Origin of the sequence: Gardnerella phocaeensis (genome assembly GCF_048545075.1) — a bacterium.
GTDB lineage: Bacteria > Actinomycetota > Actinomycetes > Actinomycetales > Bifidobacteriaceae > Bifidobacterium > Bifidobacterium vaginale_J.
The window spans coordinates 262,867-281,890 of the sequence record NZ_JBKQXS010000001.1; the positions used below are offsets into that span (position 1 = coordinate 262,867).

A 19,024-nucleotide genomic window follows, 5' to 3' on the forward strand; every position below is an offset into this window, starting at 1 on the left:
GTTTTTAAATGCGACTTCGCTTGGATTTAGCTTATGACGGCGGCGGATTTTATGGTTGGGCTAAGCAGCCGGTTTTGCGCACTGTTCAAGGTGATATTGAGGCAGCGTTGCATATGGTTTTGCGTGTCCCGGAAAATGATCCTACTGAATCGTTGCGTCTTACTGTTGCTGGTCGTACGGATACTGGCGTTCATGCATCTCATCAAGTGTGTCATTTAGATATTTCAGATGAAACATTGCAGCGTTGTATAGGACATACTGGTTTAGATGGTGTTAGTGCGCTGGAGTATAGGCTTAGGCACGTTCTTGCGCAGGATATTGTCATACACAAGGTTAGTGTTGCGCCTTGTGGCTTTGATGCTAGATTTTCTGCGTTAGAGCGCACATATGTGTATCGTATTGCTGATGGGTATTGCAAAGCTAAATATGATCCTCGTATGCGCGGCTTTGTTTTGCGTTTTGATTCAGAGCTTGATGTTGACGCTATGAATCAAGCTGCGCGTCTTATGGTTGGTTTGCATGATTTTGGTTCATTTGCTAAGCCAAATCCTGGAGGAACTACTATTCGCGAAGTTAAGCAGGCTCGATGGCACAGAGTTGGGTCAAATGATGCGCAAAATAGCACTGGGTTTGTTCTTCCTATTGAACAAGGTTTGCTTGAATTTACTATTGTCGCTGATGCTTTTGCGCACAATATGGTGCGTTCTTTGGTGCAAGCTTGTGTGCAAATTGGTTGCGGAAAGCGTTCTCTTGATTGGTTTGAGGGAAAGATTAATGTTCCTCTTCGTGAAGGCTCGACGGGTCCAATTGATCCTCATGGATTGACATTGGAATATGTAGCTTATCCTCCTGATGAGGAGCTTGCTTCTCGCGCTGAAAAAATTCGCGCTCGCCGTGATTCGTCTGAGTTGCCTTAGTTTGCGCTACGACTTGCCTGAGCGCTGCGATTTAGCGCGCGACGTCTCGTGTTTGTGGACTTGCAGTGGGTGTATGTACACAAATGCGCGCATAGTTCCTCGTGTTTGTGGATTTGCAGTGGGTGTAAGTCCACAAAAGCGCGCAACGTCTGCTATGCGCTTCAACGCACCATGGGTTTTATATTCGCAGCATGGTTTACAATTGAAAAGTTGCGTTTGTGTGCGTTTTCAGTGCAGCAAATCGCAAGTGGATGAATGTCCGAGCGGTCTAAGGAGCACGCCTCGAAAGCGTGTGAGGGTAAACTCCTCCGCGAGTTCGAATCTCGCTTCATCCGCAGAATAATAAGCTTCAAGCGTATTTTGCGCTTGAAGCTTTTTTATTCTGCCGAGCTTTCTCAAAACTGAAAGTGCAGTGCACTTTCAGTGAAAGCTCGGTCTGCCTTCGTCTCGATTGACGAAGGCAGGGCAGGTTAGTGTGCTTCCAACGCAAGCGAGGTCTTTCTGCGTCAATAAAGACGCAGAAAGTGTGAGCTATCGTGTTTAGCGTAGTGTGTTAGGTTTGCGTTGCTGCATTTTGCGCTTGAAGCTTTTTTGTTCTGCCGAGCTTTCTCAAAACTGAAAGTGCAGTGCACTTTCAGTGAAAGCTCGGTCTGCCTTCGTCTCGATTGACGAAGGCAGGGCAGGTTTGCATGGCTGTGTTTTAGAAACTAGGTTGTGACTGGTGTGCGCTGACGACCTGCTTGAGCGCTGCGTTCCAAGCGTTTTCCACGATTTTTGCAGCTTACTAAAATGTCGAAAATACCAAATCGTTTGGTGAAATAAACAAAACGCAAGCCAAAACTGTCGAAAATGCATAATCGCAAGATGTTTTCGACATTTTCTATTGACTGCAAAAATATTTAACGCGTGTATCGATTCGCTAGCAGCGAGATTGTAAAGTTTCTGCCGTTTTTTCGCGCGTAGGCGACCGTTTCTTTACATCGCTGTACAGTTTCTGCCGGATTAAGGCGTGCAAACGGCTTTTCCTTTACACCGCTGTAAAGTTTTGGTCGTTTTTTGTTACTGGTGCAGATGGGTGATTGGCGTGCGCTGACGACCTGCTTGAGCGCAGCGATTTAGCGCGAAAGCAACTCGGAGCTGAAACTCGCTTGAGTTGGAAGTCAAGTGTGCTTCCAACGCGAGTTTCGCGCGCGAGCGTAATATGCGCATATCGTAGTTTTTGTACATCCAATGTACAAAAAATTGTACATCGAATGTACAAAAACTACGTTTTTCCTGTATAGTTGTTTTTATGAGCGAATATTTTCCTAGACCAATTGCTGATGCTATTCTTCACGCAAAACGAAAAGTCGTAATTCTTGAAGGCGCAAGGGCTGTAGGCAAAACTATGATGTCAAAGCGTCAGCTTGTGTCTAAAGGGTTTTCATACGTGAGTCTTGCGGATGAAAATACGTTTGCTCTTGCCTCAACAGATTTATATGGGTGGCTAAAAAATCTTAGTACTCCAGTTGTTATTGACGAAGCGCAAAGACTTTCAGATCTTCCGCTTGCAATAAAAGAAATAGTTGATAATTCAACTTCAAACAGTCTTCAGTATGTTTTAACAGGTAGTGCGCTTATAAATCGCAACGGATTAGATGGTCAAGATCCTCTTGCTAGGCGCGCTCAGCACTTTATAATGAGTCCTTTTACTCAGTGCGAAATTACTCAAAATAGTGGAAATATTGTAGATAATCTTATAGAAAGTAATCCAAATCTTAAATATGAAAAAGAAATAAGCAGAGAAGAAGTATATAAAATGATGGCTGCTGGCGGATTCCCAGAATATCAGCAATCATATGATTCTTATGAAGATTGGGAACGCGAAAAGCTTGTATCAAGCGATATTCTTGCGGTGTTGGGAGATACTATTCTTCCAGGAGAACGATTAGACAGAAGTTTGGCTGTTAGCATACTTAATAAATTGCTGTGTACGCCTGGTGGGATTCTTAACACGAGTTCAATAGGTCAAGATCTTGCTTTAGATAGGCGAACTATTGAGCGTTATGTTAGCGTATTCTTGCGCAGGTTTTTAATAAATGCTCTCCCGAATATAAAAACCACGCCGAATCGTCAAACTTTTACTAGAGCTAAGATGCATCCGGTTGATACGTCTTTAAGCGTTCAAACAATGATCAGTAAAGGTCATAATCCTTTGGAAGATCCAGTTATGTATGGGAATTTGCTAGAAAGTTTTGTTGTAAATCAGATTACGCCTGCCGTTCAATGGTCTAAAATGCACCCGGATTGCTTCTACTGGCGTGAAACTGGCAGCAGTCCTAAAGAAGTTGACCTTGTGCTAAGTTTCCGTGGAAATCTGGTTGGGGTGGAAGTAAAAAGCTCTAGCATGTTGAATCGTAACGATTTTAAGGGACTTGTAGCTCTTTCGCGAAGACATGAATTTAAGCGCGGATACGTTGTTTATTTGGGTCAAAAAATTATGCAGTGGGCGGACAATTTGTGGGCAATACCATTAAGCGCACTGTGGGAGCGTGAAGCATTTGAATAACTTGAGATAAATAATTTAAGATTTATAAATATAAGTTTTGTAATATTCAGCTTGCATTTGTTATATATCTATGTTGAATATAAAAGAAGCCTGCTAGCTATTGCATAGTAGGTCTCTTTTTGCCGATTGCCCTTTCTGGGTAGGCGATTAGACAGTGTGCGTTTTAAATAATGGAGTAATGACATTAGTTATACCTGTATTGGAGACCATACCAAATTATGCTATTTCAAAATTAAATTTGAGTCTGTTGGGTATCCGAATGCGTAGGCGCGTAATAATCGCGAAGTGATTAGTTTTATTATCGCATCCTTAAAAACATTATTCGCTTGAACTGCAGAGTATTCGTATCCTGCTTCGTTGTTATTGCTTTTTGCTGCGCTTTTAGTTTTATTTTCTTCAATAACTATTACTTGATTAAAAGCATCTAGCTCTTCTCTAGCGCAATCCATGTAAGCTATAGCAGCAATCGGCAGATCTTTTCCGCTTGCTGAATCATGCGTTTTTCCGCTTTCTAACGCCTCTTGAGGAATATCGTAAACTTTTTTGCGCAAGTCTGTTCCTTCTCCTGCAGCTCGCATAAGAGTTTGAGCGTTTGTTGACGCCATATCGCTGTATTCCAATGCTATATTTTGATCTTTTCTCGCTGCTAGTGTTTGCAAAATAAAAGCGAGTTTGTCTTCAGCTTCTGCAGCTTGAGCTAAGGGTTGATGCGTCCATTTGAAGTTTTTGTAATGATTTATTACTTCTATAAGATTCGCGTATGAATCGTGCTCCATTTGTTGCGCTGTTGTAGTTTTTGTATTTTCTGAGATTTCGTTTCCGTTTCCGTTTTCGTTTCCAGTTTCAGTTTCAGTTCCGTTTCCGTTTTCGCTTTTATTGCTTACATTATTTGAATTTTCGTCACTATTTTTCTTCGAAAGCATTTCCCATTGAGCTTGCGTGCTGTATACAATGCTTTCGCTTAATCTTCCAGGGCATTGTTGAGCGACAGTTTTCCAATATTTTGCTGTTGTTTCCAAATCCTTAGTGGATGTGTTATTTTGGTTCTTCTTGATTTCGCGCTGCCTTTTTTGCGCAAGCCTGTATGCTTTAGCACACGCATTTTCTGGAGCTGCTGTGTGAACAGTATGTTCGACGTGAATGTTTTGTAATGTTCCGCAAGCTGTTAGAAGTGGAGATATTAAAACGCATATAAGAAGCACGAGTGCTCTGGCAATACTGCGTTTTACTCGTTTGCGCATATCATTTAACAAAACATAAAGTGTCTGCATAATCTACTAAAATAGCCACTGACTGTGACCAATATCGATTTATTAATTTGGTATTTGTTTTAAGTCTGCAACAATTAAAGCTAACTATTATTAGAAGAAAAAATAAGTGTGCTTTAATAGTTACAATTAATAATCATAAATTAATGCGTTATAACGAGAGGACGTGCGCGATGGAATTGGATTTGGCGGGAATGCATCAGCTTGCGGCACAGCAGGGGATTAATGCCGAGGAGCTGGACGAGGCACTCGCCGAGGCCTTGCGTCTTGCGTATATGAAAACCGCTCATCCTGCAAAGCATGTGCGAGTTGAATTGGACGAACGTGCAGGTTCGTTTACTGTGTGGGCTAGGGATGAAATTCCTGGTAAACCTACTGAAGATAACCCGTATCCAGCTCCAACGCTGGGAGAGGAGTATGACGATACTCCGCGTGATTTTGGTCGTTTAGCTGCTGCGACAGCTCGTCAAGTTATTAGTCAAATTTTCCGTAAAGCTGAAGATGACCGCGTATTTGGTGCGTTTTCTGGTCAAAAAGGAAAACTTATTAACGGCATTATTCAGCAAGACGCAAAAGATAACACTAATATCCACGTTGCTGTTGGAGACGTTGAAGCTATTTTGCCTCGTCGCGAGCAGGTTCCAGGTGAGCGTTACCGCCATGGCGAGCGTATTCGCGTATATGTTGTAAATGTTGCACGTGGTTTGCGCGGTCCGGAAATTGTTGTTTCACGTTCGCATCCTGAATTAGTTCGTCGTCTTTTTGAGCGAGAAGTGCCGGAACTTGTTTCTGGAGCAGTTTCTATTATGTCGATTGCGCGTGAAGCTGGCGCTCGCACAAAGATTGCCGTTAGAGCTAATACTGAAGGTGTGAATCCAAAGGGTGCTTTAATTGGTCCTGGCGGTTCGCGTGTGCGTGCTGTAATGGAAAACTTGGGTCAAGAGAAGATTGATATTGTCGATTGGTCATCTGATCCAGCAAAGTTTGTTGCTGCTGCTCTTTCGCCTGCTACTGCCACACAAGTGCAAGTAGTGAGCGAAAAGAACCAAACTGCAGTTGCTTTTATTCATGATGCTCAGCTTTCTCTTGCTATTGGCAAAGAAGGTCAGAACGCTCGTTTGGCTGCAAAGTTGACTGGTTGGAAGATTGGTATTGAGTCTGCAGAAGAGCATGCTAAGAAGGTTGCTGCAGCTCAAGCACAAAATGCGCAGCCTGCTTCAGCTGATTTGAATAATAACGCATCTGCTGCTGAATAGATTGTTAATTGAGAAGTGCTGAATATTGTTTTGGATTGATATTTCCGCAATGTTTAGCACTTCTTGATTGTTTATTTTATTAGCGGTGTGCAAATAAAGTAGTCTCTTACGTGGCATTTAGCGACACTCGAGCCAATCCAACGTTTCGAGTATGCTAAAAGCTGGAATCTGGGCGAAAGGCAATAGCCATCGTCCGGCGGGAGACGAGGTATAAGATCATGGTCGCACGATGATATATCGCACGATAATAAATAATAAGCTCGCAATAATGTAAAGTGGTCGCGTGTACTAGCGCTGCCACAGACAGAGGAGAACACTGAGTGGTTAAAAAGCGCGTGTATGAACTGGCCAAAGAATTTGGTGTAGACAGTAAAACCGTGTTGGAGCGTTTGAAGAGCATGGGCGAATTTGTTAAGTCTGCTTCTTCAACAGTTGAGGCTCCAGTAGTCCGTCGTTTGCAAACAGTATTAGCATCTGACGGAAATAAGTCCGAAAAGGCATCTAGTGCAAGTAAGCCTGCTGCACCAAAAGCTAAGCCGCAGGCTAAACCTCAAGCTAAACCTCAAGCTAAAGATTCGTCACACAGTGATTCTGTAGCTGACTCTTCTGCTAACAAGCCTGTGCATAACGCAGCTTCTCATTCTGCTCCAAAGCCGGGTGCAAATCATACTCGCTCAAACAATACTTCCCGTCCTAATGCGGCTGCCGGCGAAAATAGAAAAAATGATCGTCGCAATGAGAATCGCGATAATCGTGGCGAATCTCGACAGCAAGCTCAAGGTCAATCTCACTCAGATCGTTCTCAAATGCCTCCTCGCCCTCGTCCGCACCAGAATGCGCAAGGTGCAGGCGCATCTGCTCCACGTCCTGGCAATAATCCGTTTAGCCGTAAGCAAGGCATGCGTGCTCCTACACCTGGAGATATTCCACGTCCTCATCCGATGTCTCGTCCTGGCGCTGAAAATGGTCGCGGTGGTCGTCCGGGTCAAGCTGGCGCTGGAGCTCAAGGTTCGCGTGGTGAACGTGCAGAACGCGGTGGTCGCTCACGTGGTGGCCGCTCTGGTCAAGGTGGCGCACGCTCATCGCAGTGGTCGGGTCAGCGTCGCGGTCAAGGTGGCGCAGGTGCAGGCTCTGGTGCATCTTCTCGCCCATCTGCAGAATCTCGTTTTGCATCTCAAGGAGCTAGCTTCCAGGCTGCTGCAGCAGGTGCACCTAATGGTGGTCCATCGCGTGGCGGCGGTCGCGGTCGTGCAGGAGCTGCAGGCGCATTCGGTCGTCAAGGTGGTAAATCTTCTAAGGCTCGTAAGAATCGCTTAGCGAAACGTCGTGAATACGAAGAGCTTAAAGCACCAGTGATTGGCGGCGTTCGTATTCCTTCTGGTAACGGCGCTACGATTCGCTTGCGTCAAGGCGCAACTCTTTCTGATTTGGCAGAAAAGATCGATGTAAATCCAGCAGCTTTGGTAACTGTTCTCTTCCACTTGGGTGAGATGGCAACAGCTACACAATCTTTGGATGAATCAACATTCCAAATTTTGGGTGAAGAAATCGGCTGGAATATCAGCATTGTTTCTGCTGAAGAAGAAGATAAAGAGCTTTTGCAGCAGTTTGACATCGATTTGGACGAAGAAGAGCTGCAAGAAGATGACGATTTGCAATCTCGTCCGCCTGTAGTAACTGTTATGGGTCACGTCGATCACGGTAAAACTCGCTTGCTCGATACTATTCGTAAGTCGAATGTTATCGATCGCGAAGCAGGTGGCATTACTCAGCGCATCGGTGCTTATCAAGTAACTGTAAATCTTGAAGGAAAGCCTCGTAAGATTACGTTCCTCGATACTCCAGGCCACGAAGCGTTTACTGCTATGCGTGCTCGCGGTGCTGAGCTTACAGACGTTGCAATTCTTGTTGTTGCAGCAGACGACGGCGTGATGCCTCAGACTGTTGAAGCTATTAACCACGCTCAAGCTGCTCATGTGCCAATTGTTGTGGCTGTGAACAAGATTGATGTTGAAGGTGCTAACCCAGACAAGGTTCGCGGTCAGCTTACAGAATACGGTTTAGTTGCTGAAGAATACGGCGGCGACACCATGTTTGTGGATATTTCTGCAAAGCAGGGCACTAACGTCAATAAGCTTCTTGAAGCTGTGTTGTTGACTGCTGACGCTGAGCTTGATCCTAAAGCAAATCCAAATATGGATGCTCGCGGTGCAACTATCGAAGCTCGACTCGATAAGGGTCGTGGTGCTGTTGCTACTGTTCTTGTGCAGCAAGGTACTCTTCACGTTGGTGATTCTATTGTTGCTGGCACTTCTTATGGTCGTGTGCGCGCTATGCTCGACGAGAACGGCAAGCATTTGCAGGATGCGGCTCCTTCCACTCCTGTTCAGGTGCTTGGTTTGACTTCTGTTCCAACTGCTGGCGACTTGTTCTTGGTTACTTCGGACGACCGTTCTGCTCGTCAAATTGCTGAAAAGCGTGCGGCTACAGAGCGTGCGGCTCAGCTTGCAAAGCGCCGCAAGGTTGTGTCTCTTGAAAGCCTTAAGGAACAGTTCGCTAAGTCTGAAGTTGATATGCTGAACATCGTTATTAAGGGTGATTCTTCCGGTTCTGTTGAGGCTTTGGAAGATTCCTTGATGAAGATTGAGGTTTCTGAAGAAGTCGGAATCCAGGTTATTCACCGCGGTGTTGGTGCAATTACTCAAAATGATGTGAACTTGGCAACTGTCGATAAGGCTGTGATTATTGGCTTCAACGTGCGTCCAAACCGCCAGGTTGCTGATTTGGCAGACCGCGAAGGCGTGGAAGTTAAGTACTACTCAGTTATTTACAAGGCAATCGAAGATATCGAAGCTGCTTTGAAGGGTATGCTTAAGCCAGAATTCGAAGAAGTTGTTACTTCGCATTCCGAAATTCGCGAAATCTTCCGTTCTTCCAAGTTCGGCAATATTGCTGGTGTTATGGTTCAAGACGGCGAAGTCAAGCGCGGTACGAAGTGCCGTATTTTGCGCGACGGCGTTGCTACAGTCAACGACCTGGAGATTTCCAGCTTGCGTAGGTTTAAGGATGACGTGCAATCCGTTAGCGAAGGTTACGAAGCTGGTATTAATCTCGGCAGCTTCAACGACATTGAGCTTGGCGATGTAATCGAAACCTTTGAAATGAAGCAGATTGAGCGCAAGTAATCATGGCAGGAACGAATCCTAGAGCTGCACGTATTGCAGCATTAATTCAGCGCGTAATCGCTTCCAATATGGAATCGCATTTGCACGATAAGCGTTTGGCGAGTGTGACTATTACGGAAGTGCGCGTTACGAACGATTTGCAAATTGCAAAGGTCTACTGGACTCAACTTGGTCACGAAGGCAAAGAGCAGGGCGAGCGTCAGCGTGCAGCACAAGCTTTGCAGCAGGCTCACGGTCGACTGCGCTCTTTGGTCGGCGCAAAAGCTGGGTTGCGTTTGACTCCTCAATTGAAATTCATTTATGACGAAGTGCCTTCTGAAGCGCACGAAATTGAGGATATTCTTGTTGCAGCTCGTCATCGTGATGAAGAATTAGCTAAGTTGCGTGAAAATGCTAAGTATGCTGGAGATGTCGATCCGTATAAGAAGCCGCGCGAAGTTGAAGAATCTGACGATGATTTTGACGACGACGATGACTTTGAAGAGGACGATGCCTTTGAAAGCGACGACTTTGAAGACACGTCTGAATCGTCTGACAACAATTAAATCTCAAAGCAAACTCAATGTGAATCGTATAGTAGCTAGATTTAACTTATGTGCATACCAGATTCAGGATTACTGCTTGTAGATAAGCCGCAAGGTGTTACAAGTCACGATATTGTTGCGTGCGCTCGTCATTTGTTGCATACAAAGCGAGTTGGTCACGCAGGAACGCTTGATCCTATGGCAACAGGATTGCTAATCATAGGTTTTGGCAACGCAACGCGACTTTTAAATTACATGTTGGGGCACAATAAAACCTACGAAGCAGTAATCCGCTTAGGAGAAGCAACTACTACTGATGACGCTGAAGGTGAAATTCTTCCGGATGACGCATTAAATATAGGTCCGGGGGTTCATGTTGCTAATAGCGACACGTCTTTTGAAAGTTCACTATCTTTTGAAAAGCAACTGTCTTTTGAGCGAATTAAGCAAGTTGTTAGCGAAAATTTAGTAGGCAAAATTATGCAAGCTCCTACTGCTTTTTCTGCTATTAAAATTAATGGTCAACGAGCTTATGATTTAGCGCGCGAAGGAAAATCAGTAGATATTGCTCCTAGAGAGATATTTGTTAGTGATTTTTCAGTGAGAAATCCTCGAATTACTAGGGGAGTGAGTGGCAAACTCGTATGCGATATATCTGCAAAAGTTTCTTGCAGTAGTGGAACATATATTCGCGCTTTAGCTCGCGATTTAGGTCGCTTACTAGGAGTTGGTGGGCATCTTATTCAGCTTCGTCGCACTAGCGTTGGTGATTTTTCGGTTACTGATTCGCGAGTTCTTAAACTTCGCGCTCAAATGCGAGAATTTACTGATCGCAATGGAGTATTGCAGCATCGCTCAAAAGCAGTTCCTAGTGACGATTTTGACGCAAATAATATGCTTCCTAAAATTTGCTTAAATATGATGGATGCAGCTTCGCATTCGCTTCCAACTTTAAGCATTGATGAGAATCAAGCTAAAGACTTACGTTTTGGGCGCTGGATTGATCTTAAATCTGGCATAAATTACGAAAATTATCCTGCAATAGCGTACGTTCCAAACGCAAATATTGCGGAATGTGACGTTGTTGCAGTAGTTGAATTGACAAAAAATATAAAAAGTAATCAAATCAAACCAATTGTGGTATTTCCGGCAAGCGAGAAGACTGGTAAACTAGATAAGTATTTAAAATAACGAATTGCGTATTTTGCGTAGTTTGCTTGAGTAATGCTTGAACGCGGATAGTAAGGATATCATGAAGGTCATCGACATTCGACCAGATGCCAACGGCATGATTAATTGGCCAACGTTAAGTGCGGAGCGTAAAGCGGTTGTTACCATTGGCGTATTCGACGGCATGCACAAAGGTCATCGCGAGGTTATTCGTCGTACTGTGGATCTTGCGCATCGTCATGGAGCGTTTTCAGTAGTGATTATGTTTGATCCACGTCCAAGCGTAGTGCATGCTAATCCTGATTTATACGATGATTTTGGCGACGTTAATTCTAAACTTCCGGACGATCCGGATGCTCTTACAAGCGTGCGTCAACGTTTGCGCGTGATGTCGCAGTTGGATGTTGATCATGTTGTGATTGTGCGCTACAGCCTTGCTTTTGCTGCAAAATCGTACCGTTTCTTCTTAGGCCAGCTTGTTGGAAAGCTTGGTATGCGAGCATTAGTTCTTGGCTCTGATGCTGCGCTTGGTGCTCGTCGTGCTGGTGATATCAAAGCAATTCGCGAGTTGTCTCAAGCAACTGGAGTTTTTGAGCTTATTGAAGTAGAGGATTTGGGTCCAGATGACGTTCGCGTGCCTGATCCTATTGTTCATGAAGTTCCACAGGAGCCTGGAGATCCTAAAGATCCTTCTGAGGGCATGAATAAAGCTGAATATCGTGCTTGGAGTAAGAGCATGCCAAATAAGAAAGTGCGTGCTTGGAGCTCTACAAATGTGCGCTGGATGTTGGCTACTGGTCGAGTCAAAGAAGCGCGTGAAATTTTGGATCAGCCGCATCGCGTTGAAGGAACAGTAGTTCATGGAGACGAGCGTGGGCGCGAGATTGGATTCCCAACAGTAAATCTTGGCGAAAAAATTGAAGGCTATGTGCCAGTTGATGGCGTGTATGCAGGTTGGGTTGTTGATTTAGATGCTGACAATAAGAACGATGTCAGGCCATCGAAAAATGCTGTTCCAGATGTGAGTGTTTTGCGTCGTGATGAGCTTCATTTAGGCGTTCATTCTCCGTGGCGTTGGCCTGCTGCGATTTCTATTGGAACTAAGCCAACATTTAATAAAGATGGCGAAGAAGATGCAGAGCGCACTGTTGAAGCTTACGGATTGTTCGACGATTGGAAAGACTTGTACGGGCATCGCGTTTGCATTGAGTTTGCTAGTTTCTTGCGTCCGCAACGGGTTTTTGACTCAGTTGACGCGCTAAAAGATATGCTCAAAGCTAATGTTGAGCAAGTGCGCGAGATTACGCAGTCAGAAAATATTTAATCTTAAAAACTAGCTTTTAGTTAGTAACTTTCAGATAGTCACGTTTGCTTTAGTGGTGGAACGACTTAAAGAAGTTTTGCGTTTCTGGGTCTGTGCATGCGTCCATAACTTCGTATGGCGTTCCGTTTTCTGCCACAATGCCGTTTCTCAGCAAAACAATCCTGTCTGCTGCTTCGTGTGCGAAATGCATTTCGTGCGTTGCCATCAGGATTGTTGTTCCTTGTGCTTTTAGCTCCGAAACCATGTCTAAAACTTCACCAACGAGCATAGGGTCAAGAGCGGAAGTAATCTCATCTAAAAGTAAAAGCTGTGGACTTGTCATAAGCGCTCGCGCAATCGCAACTCTCTGCTGCTGTCCACCAGAAAGCTGATCAGGATAAGACTTTGCTTTATTTTCAAGCTTAATCCTAGCTAGAAGCTCCATTGCGCGGCTTTCTGCGCGATCTTTATCCCAGTGGTGTACTTTACGTGCGGCTAAAGTAACGTTATCCAAAACGGTCATGTGCGTGAAAAGATTGAATTGTTGGAATACGACTCCAATTTGAGACCGTATTTTATCCTGGTTTACGCGAGGGTCAGTAATATCCGTATTTCCAAGCCAAATTTGCCCGTCGTCCACGCACTCAAGCAAATTAATGCACTTCATAAGAGTGGATTTTCCGCTTCCGGAAGGGCCAAGAAGTGCCACTACTTCGTGTGAAGCGATATCAAACGAAATACCCTTAAGAACAGGAGTTGAGTTATATGATTTACGAATATTGCTTAAGCGCAAAACTGGAGTTGAATCTGAGTTATCGTTTGCGTTTGTTTGCTCGCTCATTTTCTGATTTGCTTTCTGATTTGCTTTCTGATTTTCACGCTGATTTAAGTTATTCATCACACAGTTCCTCCGTTAAGCTCGCGTTTGCGCAACCTTGCTGTATACCAATCGTTCAGCACAATAAACGGAATACTTAGCGCTATGAACACGACGCTTGCCACAACGTAAGGCGTAAAATTATAAGAAGTTGCAACAGATATTTGCGCAGCTCTAACAGCGTCAACAGCACCTAAAACAGATATAAGTCCAGCGTCTTTTTGCATTGATATAAAATCGTTCATTAATGCAGGCGCAACTTTCCTTAAACCAAGCGGAATTACCACTAATCGCACAGTTTGCCCGGATGTTAATCCTAACGATCTTGCGGATGCTCGCATAGAAGGGTGAACGTCCTCAAAACCTGCTCGCAATACCTCTCCGACATATGCGGAGTAGCTCATAACAATGGCGATTGTGCCAAGTATTGACGGCGGAATGCGTCCAAAAAGTTGCAATCCAGGTATGCCAAAGCCGATTAAGTAAAGCACAACAAGCATTGGTATGCCGCGCATAATAGTCGTATAAAATTGCGCTATGACTCGCAAAGGGAACAGCAGTGGGCTTGTGCTTGTGCGTATAACTGCGATTAAAGTTCCGAGTATTGCCACACCAATAACAGCGAATACAAGAACTTGCAAATTAAGCATTAAACCTTGCAAAACAGATGGCAAAGATATCATAAAGTATTTGCCAGAGAAGAATGTTTCGCGTACTCTTGGCCAACCTGGGCTCATTGCAAGCGTTATAACAACAACTCCAACAAGAACAACAGTGCTGAGAATACTGATTCCTACAGAACGTAGATTCTGCTTCTTTCTTATAAGTCGACGATTCCGCTCTACTTTGCTTATGTTTGCGTTTTCTACGTTCGCTTTGCTTGACGTATTGACATTGTAGTCTTCTGCGGATGTTGTTTTATTCGTTCGGGTTTCAGCAGTATTGCCTGTAAGTGCTGTCATTGGCGTAGCCTTAAGCCTTTCAACGCGATGAACATTCCTTAGTTATTGTACTAAAGCATTTAAGTACTTCAAACGATTATTTATTTAATTAAAATAAATGTGTTTTATCTGAAATTATTTAAGCGGTAAATCAAAGTGATTGCGCACTTAAATTTACCGCTTAAATATATAGCTTATTTTACAATTCGTTTGGTATGGCGCGAGTTTTGCTTTACTTCAACTCGCGAACTTTAGTCGTAAACTCAGCAAGCCACTTATCTTGCAGCTTCTTAAGCGTACCGTCTTTCTCAAGTTCATTAATAGCTTTAGTAACATCTTTAGTGAGCTTCGAATCCTTAGGAAGCACAATTCCCATGCCTTCCTTATCTTCAGAACCAGCAATCTGACCAACCACAGTGCTGTTCTTAACTTCGTCGGTTTGAACCATTACGAAAGCAGAAGGAGTGTCTATAACAAGTGCGTCAATTTGACCTGAGTTCAAAGCTTGAGCTAAAGCATCGTTGTCGTTAAAGGTTTGAATATCGCCCTTAATCTTCTTAGCAGCATCGTAGCTAGTAGTTCCAACCATTGCGCCAATAGTAGAGGACTTCAAATCTGCAAGCGACTTAGCTGAAGCGAATTTTCCGTCTTTTTTAACTACTACGGACTGAGTTGCGTTGTAGTAGCTTGGGGAGAAGTCTACTGTTTTCTTGCGTTCTTCTGTGATCGAGAACTGCTGAATGTTAAAATCAAAATCTTTTGGACCAGGGGTTACGGCAGAGTCGAAAGTTGTGCGAACCCACTTAACATGACTTTTATCGTAGCCGAGCTTTTTGGCCACAGCGTACGCAACTGCTGATTCGAATCCTTCGCCGTTTTCAGGCTTGTTATTGTGAATCCACGGCTCGTATGCTGGCTGAGCGGTTCCAACTGTGAGCACATTTGCTTCTACAGTTTTGTTACCTTCAGGCTTACTTCCGCCGCATGCTGCGGTTCCTGCTAAAGTTGCTACGCTTAGCAGAGCTGCTGCAAACCTTATAGCATGTTTAATCAGCGTCTTACGATAACGAATAGTCATATTCTCTCCTTTTATATCATTGTGTATTGGCTGATAATTGCAATACTTTCGAAATTTTATTGTATAAATTATGTACTTCGCGTAGCAGATTCTGCGATTCTTCTGTATTTACGCAAGTGCGTGCGGCAAGTGCGTGAGTAAGCTGCGCAAAACAAGTCTATATTAAGATACCGGAATAGTAAGCCCTGTTGTTATTGCAGTTACTTATAGCAAGTTATAGAATCCGCGAAAAATCAGCGTGACGCACAAATCTTTAAGCTAAATCAAATCCGCTAAAAGTAAATCCAGGACTTACAACGCACGAAACTAGAACATCTGCATTGCTAGGAACTGTTCGCTGCCAAGTTCCAGCAGGAATCACAAGGTGTCCACGCACTTCTAAGCCTTTACTATTCTCACTATTTCCAAGTGTAAATCTCTGCAAATCAGCTTCGTCACAAGGGCTTTTAGCGCATCCTCCAAGCTCAATCGTAAGATTTGCAGGTCCGTGCCAAAGCCAAATCTCGTCTGCGTCAACCTTATGCCATGCGCTTGAATCTCCAGCGGGAAGAAGGAAGTAAATAAGCGATGCCAATGGTCTTGGTGCGTCTGCACTAGCGTTCTCGTCGACTTTCGTATTGATTGCGCTCGCGTCTGAAATATTTTCAGTGTTGGCTTCGTTGTAAAGCTGCGATGCTTGCCAGTCGCGGTTATACCAGCCGCCTTCTGGGTGGGCTTCTAGGTGCAGTTCTTTAACTAGATTCTTTGCGTAATCGCTCATATTTTCTAAGCTGACACTCATTGTAATATCCTATTTTTATTTGATTTGACTTGTATTTTGTTGTTTTGCTGGGTAAGTGTTTGGTAGGCGATATTTTGTAAGTATTGTCGCGTAAGCGCTACTTTGCAAGCGCTACTTTGCAAGCGCTACTTTGCAAATGCACCGTCGTTATAAGCAAGATTTCCAGAAATAACGGTAGCCTTCGCACTACCGGCACCGTGGCGAACAAAATTGTGCAAAGTTTCCTCAATTCCTTGAGGAGAATCCGTATCGGTTTGAATATCAAAGAAAGAAAGATCTGCTGTAGCTCCAGCGTTAATCTGACCAATTCTGTGTGGTCCAACGTGTAGGCCCATAACGCTTGCTCCGCCCAAAGTCATCATTCTTATAATTCGATGAGATAAATCATCTTTTCTATAACCTTGAGCTGTTGCTAAATCGTAAACTTTCGCGGCATCGTCCAAAACGTCAAGAGATGGTGAAGAAGATAGCGAATCCGTGCCAATAGCAAGCAAATTACCTTCTTCCATGTAGTCGCGAATTGGTGCGTCTCTTTCTGTAACAGTAATGCGGTTAGATCTTGGGCAAAGCGCAACTCCAACTCCACGCTGACGTAAAATCCTTCTATCTTCGCCATCTGCCCAAACTCCGTGCGCAATATGAACGTCTGGCCCAAGAGAGCCAAGCTGATCCAAAAACTGAATTGCGGAAGCTGTCATTCCGTGCTCTTTCAGCTCGCTGTAGCTTGTCCAAATGTTTGCGTTCCAATCTGGAGCTGAATACGTGGTCAGAGTATCTGCGTGATTTCCTGCTTCCATTGGGGTTTCGGCCAAGTGTATATGCAATCGCATGTTCAGCTGTCTTGCAATATCCGGCAAGTCCACAAAAGGCTCAGTTTCTAAGCTGTAAGGAGCGTGTGGGCTAATTCCTATGCTTGGCACGCTTCCATTGTTCATCATATGCTCAAGCATTTTAAGCAGCTTAGCGTAGCCTTCTTCCTTCCAATCAACGTTTTTCCAGCCCATTACTTCCCAGTAGGCTATTCCGTGCATTCCCTGGCTTGCGAGCGCTCCAACGGCTTCAATGTCGGTTACAATATCGGCTGCAGCAGTTGTGCCAGCTTCAACCATCATTCTGGCGCCTTCGTATGCTGAAGTTTTCCAAGGCGTTATAGAAGGGTTTTGTTTCTTTTCTTCTTGGAGCTTGTCGTATACGACGTTGAATCCCTGTTCCCAATCGTGAAAATTGCGATATTCTCCTAGTCCAACGCTTGCCATATTCGTGTATTGCAAATGCGTGTGGGCGTTAATAAGGCCAGGTGTCATAAGCCCATGCCAATGCTTCTCATTGTTGAACATTTGCTTGTAGGATTCGCTTGGCATCTCGTCTTTTAGAGTGTTCAGCACCCACTGTCTTGTTCCAACGTGTACAACGTGTCCGTTAGATACTGCTACGGCTCCTTCGGTAATAATAGGTCCTGTTACTGGAATAACCATCGCTGCGCTATACAATGTGACTTCGTTAAGTGGCGTTGGGTGGGCGAGTGCGCGTATTGGATCTTGAAGCATTGTGTTCCTTATGGAATTGTTATTAAATAATTTCGTTGTTTTACTTTATTATTGCTCAGTTTTATTATGTTTTTGTTAATTAGATTTTAGTCAATTGAACTTTTGTTAATTGAATTTTAGTTAATTTGATTCTTCTTCTGCAAATCGCGTTAAATCCCATCTGTAGCCGTTGTTTTTATTAGCTTCACTCGCGCTGTAACCTCGTTTTTCTAATGCAATACTTGCTATTTGGTTATCGGAAGCTTCGGGTAGCTGGTATATTCCAGCATTAAGGCGATTTTTCCCATTGTGCTCTAGTAAATATGCAACTGCGCTCACCTGAACTGCAAAACTAAAGTCCATTATTTCAATCGGATTTCCGCCTCCAGTAGTGTAGTTGGTTCCGTCGCCTTCGCTTATCAGTGTGATTTGTGGGCCGTTCGGAACCTGAATTTGCCTTTGCGATGTTCCAACAATTGGCTTAAAATCGCGTATTTCGTCTAGCGCAATTTCGTTTGCGATTCCGCCAATAACTGCCAAAATCGCATTTTCTTGCATTTTTTGCATGTGTTGCAAAGTTATAGTGTGACGAACTCCAGTTGCCGAAACAATCATTGTGCTTGAAGTAACAGCGCATTCAAGGTTTTTAGCTTCAAATCCGTCGAATACTGCGCGCAAAGATTGAACTGGATTTGTGTCGCAAATAGTAACGTTAGCGCCGAGAGCGCGTATTCTTAATGCAAAACCGCGACCAACCGGGCCATACCCAACTACCGTAACTTTAGCGTTTCTAAAACATGCGCTTCCAAGAACTTTCTGCATTGTTGTAACGCATGTTTCGCCAGTCCCGTGCCGGTTGTCAAAGTCGGTTTTTAAGGCGCTGTTGTTTACTGCGATTACTGGGTAGTTTAGCTGGCCAGCTTCTTGCATTGCTTCGAAAGCGCGCACTCCGCTTGTTGTTTCTTCCGCAACTCCTATTAGTTTTTCGGCGATTTGCGGGCGCTCTAAGCTTGCCAGTCGTGCAAAACTAGCTCCGTCGTCAATGATTATGTTTGGCTGTATTTCGTCTAAGAGTTTTAGTGCGCCTTCGTGTGTTTGTGCAGGTGTCCAACTGCGATTTGCTTGTACTACAATTCCTTCTTTTTTAAGCTGATCTGCTACTCGCTGATCCGTTTCGTCTGGTGCACAAAAAACGCCAACTGTTGCTCCATAAGCGTGTAATTCCCTAAGTAACACAGCTGTTTTTGGCTCCAACACAAGGCAAACAGCTATTCTGACTCCTTGCAAGTCAAGTTCTTTTTTTCGCAATTCGCTAAGAAGTGTTTGCATCACGGGCATGTGTTTTTGCGCGTAGTCGATTGCGTCTTTTCCGCTTAAGCTAGGGGCGTTAATAGTAGTGTTTTTTAGGTTTTCTAATGATTGTGTGGCGTCAAAATCTGCATCTTTTTTGCAGGTTGTAGGAATTATTCCCCAGGACTGTGAGCTTTTTAGGAATTTTTCAATATTTTTGTTGTTATTTTTAGTATTATTTTCAGCACTATCGTAAGTATTATTTTCTGCAGTATCGTCAACAAGCACGCGCGATCCAGCAAGCGAGCGATTTGTCATTTGCGAAGCAACAGACACCCATTCGCTAAAGTCAATCATATT

General features: G+C 44.0%; 14 protein-coding genes and 1 tRNA gene. 8 read left to right on the top strand and 7 right to left on the bottom strand.

The features are described from left to right. Positions 1-8 precede the first annotated feature (8 nt). The 3 genes from truA to ACJV2T_RS01215 all read left to right on the top strand — a co-directional run bounded on the left by truA (position 9) and on the right by ACJV2T_RS01215 (position 3,465). Complete coding sequence (gene truA, locus ACJV2T_RS01205; protein WP_419398899.1) at positions 9-917, top strand: tRNA pseudouridine(38-40) synthase TruA; 909 nt, start codon at positions 9-11, stop codon at positions 915-917. Positions 918-1,166: 249 nt separating this feature from the next. After that, positions 1,167-1,252 (top strand) — tRNA-Ser (locus ACJV2T_RS01210). Positions 1,253-2,208: 956 nt separating this feature from the next. Next, entirely contained in the window at positions 2,209-3,465 is a 1,257-nt protein-coding gene (locus ACJV2T_RS01215) for an ATP-binding protein (protein WP_419398900.1), read from the top strand. A 221-nt stretch (positions 3,466-3,686) separates the two neighbouring features. Here the strand turns inward: ACJV2T_RS01215 and ACJV2T_RS01220 are convergent, their stop codons facing one another. Continuing rightward, a complete protein-coding gene (locus ACJV2T_RS01220; protein WP_419398901.1) occupies positions 3,687-4,736 on the bottom strand; it encodes a hypothetical protein in 1,050 nt (349 codons plus the stop codon). Positions 4,737-4,906: 170 nt separating this feature from the next. On the opposite strand from ACJV2T_RS01220, the gene nusA reads away from it, so the two are divergent. The 5 genes from nusA (at position 4,907) to ribF (ending at position 12,192) form a co-directional block, all read left to right on the top strand. Further along, positions 4,907-5,989, top strand: coding sequence for a transcription termination factor NusA (nusA, locus tag ACJV2T_RS01225; protein ID WP_012913832.1), 1,083 nt, complete (start codon positions 4,907-4,909; stop codon positions 5,987-5,989). Positions 5,990-6,309: 320 nt separating this feature from the next. Beyond that, the gene (infB, locus tag ACJV2T_RS01230) at positions 6,310-9,174 is read left to right on the top strand and encodes a translation initiation factor IF-2 (RefSeq protein WP_419398902.1); all 2,865 of its coding nucleotides are present in this window, start codon (positions 6,310-6,312) and stop codon (positions 9,172-9,174) included. 2 nt (positions 9,175-9,176) lie between these two features. Beyond that, entirely contained in the window at positions 9,177-9,719 is a 543-nt protein-coding gene (gene rbfA / locus ACJV2T_RS01235; protein ID WP_419398903.1) for a 30S ribosome-binding factor RbfA, read from the top strand. Between the two features lie 48 nt (positions 9,720-9,767). Further along, positions 9,768-10,889: a tRNA pseudouridine synthase B gene (locus tag ACJV2T_RS01240; RefSeq protein WP_419398904.1), complete on the top strand. Its 1,122-nt coding sequence runs from the start codon at positions 9,768-9,770 to the stop codon at positions 10,887-10,889. A 61-nt stretch (positions 10,890-10,950) separates the two neighbouring features. After that, positions 10,951-12,192, top strand: a complete 1,242-nt coding sequence (gene ribF, locus ACJV2T_RS01245) for a bifunctional riboflavin kinase/FMN adenylyltransferase (protein WP_419398905.1) — start codon at positions 10,951-10,953, stop codon at positions 12,190-12,192. A 49-nt stretch (positions 12,193-12,241) separates the two neighbouring features. Here the strand turns inward: ribF and ACJV2T_RS01250 are convergent, their stop codons facing one another. The 6 genes from ACJV2T_RS01250 to ACJV2T_RS01275 form a co-directional block, all read right to left on the bottom strand. Continuing rightward, a complete protein-coding gene (locus ACJV2T_RS01250) occupies positions 12,242-13,069 on the bottom strand; it encodes an amino acid ABC transporter ATP-binding protein (protein WP_119527066.1) in 828 nt (275 codons plus the stop codon). Next, on the bottom strand, positions 13,069-14,010 hold the full coding sequence (locus tag ACJV2T_RS01255; protein WP_419398906.1) for an amino acid ABC transporter permease: 942 nt from the start codon (positions 14,008-14,010) through the stop codon (positions 13,069-13,071). The genes ACJV2T_RS01250 and ACJV2T_RS01255 overlap by 1 nt, the downstream gene beginning before the upstream one ends. A 211-nt stretch (positions 14,011-14,221) precedes the next feature. Beyond that, on the bottom strand, positions 14,222-15,067 hold the full coding sequence (locus ACJV2T_RS01260; protein ID WP_119527062.1) for an ABC transporter substrate-binding protein: 846 nt from the start codon (positions 15,065-15,067) through the stop codon (positions 14,222-14,224). 253 nt (positions 15,068-15,320) lie between these two features. After that, complete coding sequence (locus ACJV2T_RS01265) at positions 15,321-15,848, bottom strand: cupin domain-containing protein (RefSeq protein WP_415683301.1); 528 nt, start codon at positions 15,846-15,848, stop codon at positions 15,321-15,323. 125 nt (positions 15,849-15,973) lie between these two features. Further along, positions 15,974-17,395 carry an amidohydrolase family protein gene (locus tag ACJV2T_RS01270; RefSeq protein ID WP_119527060.1) on the bottom strand — a complete coding sequence of 474 codons (1,422 nt, stop codon included), beginning with the start codon at positions 17,393-17,395 and terminating at the stop codon, positions 15,974-15,976. Between the two features lie 120 nt (positions 17,396-17,515). After that, a complete protein-coding gene (locus ACJV2T_RS01275; protein ID WP_419398907.1) occupies positions 17,516-19,021 on the bottom strand; it encodes an adenosylhomocysteinase in 1,506 nt (501 codons plus the stop codon). Positions 19,022-19,024: the final 3 nt, after the last annotated feature.

Bases quoted from the DNA above. Each gene is read 5' to 3' on its own strand.
- truA (WP_419398899.1), top strand. From the start codon at position 9: ATGCGACTTCGCTTGGATTTAGCTTATGACGGCGGCGGATTTTATGGT.
- ACJV2T_RS01215 (WP_419398900.1), top strand. From the start codon at position 2,209: ATGAGCGAATATTTTCCTAGACCAATTGCTGATGCTATTCTTCACGCA.
- ACJV2T_RS01220 (WP_419398901.1), bottom strand. From the start codon at position 4,736: ATGCAGACACTTTATGTTTTGTTAAATGATATGCGCAAACGAGTAAAA.
- nusA (WP_012913832.1), top strand. From the start codon at position 4,907: ATGGAATTGGATTTGGCGGGAATGCATCAGCTTGCGGCACAGCAGGGG.
- rbfA (WP_419398903.1), top strand. From the start codon at position 9,177: ATGGCAGGAACGAATCCTAGAGCTGCACGTATTGCAGCATTAATTCAG.
- ACJV2T_RS01240 (WP_419398904.1), top strand. From the start codon at position 9,768: ATGTGCATACCAGATTCAGGATTACTGCTTGTAGATAAGCCGCAAGGT.
- ribF (WP_419398905.1), top strand. From the start codon at position 10,951: ATGAAGGTCATCGACATTCGACCAGATGCCAACGGCATGATTAATTGG.
- ACJV2T_RS01250 (WP_119527066.1), bottom strand. From the start codon at position 13,069: ATGAATAACTTAAATCAGCGTGAAAATCAGAAAGCAAATCAGAAAGCA.
- ACJV2T_RS01255 (WP_419398906.1), bottom strand. From the start codon at position 14,010: ATGACAGCACTTACAGGCAATACTGCTGAAACCCGAACGAATAAAACA.
- ACJV2T_RS01260 (WP_119527062.1), bottom strand. From the start codon at position 15,067: ATGACTATTCGTTATCGTAAGACGCTGATTAAACATGCTATAAGGTTT.
- ACJV2T_RS01265 (WP_415683301.1), bottom strand. From the start codon at position 15,848: ATGAGTGTCAGCTTAGAAAATATGAGCGATTACGCAAAGAATCTAGTT.
- ACJV2T_RS01270 (WP_119527060.1), bottom strand. From the start codon at position 17,395: ATGCTTCAAGATCCAATACGCGCACTCGCCCACCCAACGCCACTTAAC.
- ACJV2T_RS01275 (WP_419398907.1), bottom strand. From the start codon at position 19,021: ATGATTGACTTTAGCGAATGGGTGTCTGTTGCTTCGCAAATGACAAAT.